This is a genomic window from Halomonas sp. (genome assembly GCF_031581305.1).
Classification (GTDB): domain Bacteria; phylum Pseudomonadota; class Gammaproteobacteria; order Pseudomonadales; family Halomonadaceae; genus Halomonas.
In genome coordinates this window covers 1-2,400 of record NZ_JAVLBC010000286.1, presented here as the reverse complement: position 1 = coordinate 2,400, position 2,400 = coordinate 1, and the positions used below count along the sequence as shown (strand labels likewise).

Here is a 2,400-nt window from a genome sequence, read left to right as displayed (position 1 = left end):
CAGCGAACAGTTTCAACGGCTGTTTCGGCGGCGTTTCGGCATCTCGGCCTCGACATTTCGGCAACGCGAGAAAGCCGCCGCCTTATCGGAGGGGGCCGGCTGAATCACGCATCGGTGCGTTGCGCGCCCTCCCGCTGAACGACCCCCAAACGCCCGTGGCCCGAGACAAAGCTCGGGCCGCGGGTATCACCATACGCTGCCAGGCGACTAGTGGGCTACCTTCGCTGCCTTTTTCTGGCCCTTGGTCTTGGCCTGTTCCTGGGTCTCGCCCTGATCCAGCTCGGTCTTGAGAGCCTGGGAATAGGCGGTGCGAGCGGTCTGGGCAATGGCCAGCTGCTGATTCAGGCGGGTGATCTCCTGATCGGTGACGCGCAGATTGATGACCTGGTTACGCGCACGCTCGCTCAGTTGATCCAGCTGATACTCGGTACCGTCGATGGTTACCGTTTGCGCCTGAGTGCTCTGTTCTGCCATCGGGTTACTCCATTAGTGTGACATGAGAAAAAACACCAGCTGACATCATAACGCACCCTAGCCTTGAAGCGGAATCCCGTAGCCCTCGTCAAAGGGCACCGCCGACGACGTCACCCAGGTAAAGACTCACCCAAGGCCTTCGACCGGGCGCAAGCCGGGCCTACCTCACGATGCGCGATCCTGGTGCCGAATGGTAAGATACAGCGTCACCGTTTCGTCACAAGGATGTGGTAGTGGCCCGCCAATCGTTCCTCCCCTCGTTATCGCCTCTCGTTGGCCGGGCCCTGCTGAGCCTGGCATTGCTCGCCAGCCCACTAGGCTGGCGCTGGCTGAGCCTTCACGAGCGCTCGCTGAACGGACAGTGGCAGGATGCATCAGGGCTGGTGGGTGATGTTGCCGTCACCCTGCTTGCCCTGGCGGTTCTGCTTTGGCTGCGCCGCTGGCGACCCTGGCTGGCGGCGCTGGGCGGGCTTGGCTGGACGGCCCTGCATGTCGCCAATTACGAACATGTGCGCACCTTCGATGCCTTGGTCCAACTGCGCTATGCGCATTACCTGGGAGATACCACCTTCCTGACCGGCTCGGCCCTGCACGTCACCCACCCCGGCATGGCGTTGCTGTTAGCGGTGGCCACCGGGCTGGCAGCGCTATGGCCGTGGCAGGCCAGGCACCATAAGAGCATCAAGCGCATTGGCCTGCTGGCATCAATCGCCGGGGTTGCACTGGGCCTGGCCAGCCTGTCCCTCGCCAACACCGCTACCGTGACCGACTGGCGCCAGCATCATCTCGTGCTGGCCAGCCTGCAGGCAATGTTATCGGGCACAGCGCCACCTCCCGCCCTCGACAGCAGCAACGAGCCGCCTACGGCGCTGCTTGCCGATCTCAACGGAGCACAGCGCACTGCGTTATCCGGGAGCGAAACACCCAATGTGCTGCTGGTCATGCTCGAAGGCGTCACCGGCGGCTACCTGCCCTCGCTGGCAGAGCAGGCCGGACTGCCCAGTGAGATTCGCATGCCAAGACTGGACACTCTTGCCCAGGACGGCATGCTCTATTCACAGTTCATGGCCCAGCAACGCCAGACCAATCGCGGCAGTTATGCGCTGCTTTGCGGCGATTTGCCTCGCCTGGGCTCGCAGCCGGCCAGCATGAGCGATTTCGCCACGGGGCCTGCCTCACCGGAATGCCTGCCTGGCGCCCTCCGCGAGGCGGGATACCACAGCGTCTATCTACAAGCTGCGCCGCTGTCGTTCATGATGAAGGACAGCTTCATGGCCAAGGCGGGTTTCGACGAGGTCAAGGGAAATGATGCCTTGGCACATGCCTATCAGCGCAACGGCTGGGGCGTCGACGACAAGGCGTTTCTGGAACAGGGCCTGCAGGAAGTGGCGCGGCTACGCCGGCAGCGCCAGCCGTGGTTCCTTACCCTGCTGACCTCGGGCACCCATCACCCTTTCAACCTGCCACCCGAGATTACGGGGGAAGGCAGCGCAACGGAGCAGCAGGCCTTCCGCTATCTGGATGATGCCATTGGCGATTTCATGGACGCCATGCAAGAGCGCGGCTGGCTGGATGACACCCTGGTGTTGATCACCTCCGACGAGGCGGCGGGCATGCGCCAGTTGGGCGATACAACGGCACGGCGCCTGACCCAGAACTGGGGCATCATGGCGGTACATGCGCCCCAGGCATCTGCCGGGCGCATCGACACGCCCTATCAGCAGAGCGATGTAGCACTTTCCATACTCGACTATCTGGCCCTGCCCGAGGGCCACCGCCTGCCGTTCCTGGGGCGCAGCCTGTTTCGCGACCCCCCTGAATCGCGTGCGCTCCACATGGCCAACACCTATGCCAATCAGGTGCAGGCGCTGACACCCCGGGGCTGGGTCATCTGCAATGAAAACCTGAGTGAGTGCCGGACCCACT

At 63.2% G+C, this 2,400-nt stretch carries 2 protein-coding genes; one reads left to right on the top strand and one right to left on the bottom strand.

Features of this window, described 5'->3' with window-relative positions:
- Positions 1-207: 207 nt before the first annotated feature.
- Positions 208-474 carry a DUF6447 family protein gene (locus tag RI841_RS15805; protein WP_310706588.1) on the bottom strand — a complete coding sequence of 89 codons (267 nt, stop codon included), beginning with the start codon at positions 472-474 and terminating at the stop codon, positions 208-210.
- 233 nt (positions 475-707) lie between these two features.
- On the opposite strand from RI841_RS15805, the gene RI841_RS15800 reads away from it, so the two are divergent.
- Positions 708-2,400 (top strand): LTA synthase family protein (locus tag RI841_RS15800; protein ID WP_310706587.1); only part of this gene is annotated, 1,693 nt, incomplete at its 3' end.

Coding starts and splice junctions, on each gene's coding strand:
- RI841_RS15805 (WP_310706588.1), bottom strand. CDS start 474: ATGGCAGAACAGAGCACTCAGGCGCAAACGGTAACCATCGACGGTACC.